This window comes from Cryobacterium sp. MLB-32 (assembly GCF_000738085.1).
GTDB lineage: Bacteria > Actinomycetota > Actinomycetes > Actinomycetales > Microbacteriaceae > Cryobacterium.
Genome location: NZ_JPRS01000170.1, coordinates 1 through 690 on the forward strand (window position 1 = coordinate 1; position 690 = coordinate 690).

Consider the following 690-nt stretch of genomic DNA (forward strand, 5'->3'; position numbering starts at 1 on the left):
CCCCCGAGGGACCTCACCGCACTCGCCATCAGCCGATGGGCGGCGGCCCTTTGGTAGGAACGATCTCGATGCCGAAGCACACCGTCTCCATCTGCGGGAGTCCGGTGTCCGGATTACGCACCAGTATGGTTCTGCAGCGCGTGAGTCGAATCTCGAAGGGCGTGAAATCCGGCGTTGGCTTTCCGCCTCGTCGGCCCAAACCGAGAGGAACCAGATCGAGATGTTTGGGAAGCACGATCCCAAACTCGACGAGGGTCTCATCTCGCTGCTCAAGGAGGCGCCGCCCGACGTCCGGGTCTTGCCAGACGGCCTTGACCAAGGCAATCACGTTGTCCGTACCGGCGAATTCCTCGGCCTGAGATACAAGGTCCAAACCACGCTCCATGGTGATCCTCCCGTTTTTTCGGCGAGATCATCCGCAGCCGCACTATTTTGAACGATCTCCCACACCTCACATTAGATGTGAAAAATAGTGCCCACTCTTGCCCGGTCTGTCAACCGCCAGACGGGTGCAAGCGTGCCCGAGTGACCGGCCCGCGCTGTCGCGGCCACGCATCCTGTCGCAGCCACGCGAGAGGACAACATCCGCCCCTTCGGGGGGGGGGAGATGCCCGCCAAGGGGCAGAACATGGCGGATCGAAATGCCCAAGGGGCAGAAGTTGGCAGTTCGAACCCGCCCATGCGGCCGAA

General features: G+C 61.9%; 1 protein-coding gene. It reads right to left on the reverse strand.

Annotation, left to right across the window (positions count from 1 at the left end; all coding sequences use genetic code 11):
- Positions 1–28: 28 nt before the first annotated feature.
- Complete coding sequence (locus JF66_RS14950) at positions 29–385, reverse strand: hypothetical protein (RefSeq protein ID WP_035879284.1); 357 nt, start codon at positions 383–385, stop codon at positions 29–31.
- Between the last annotated feature and the right edge of the window lie 305 nt (positions 386–690).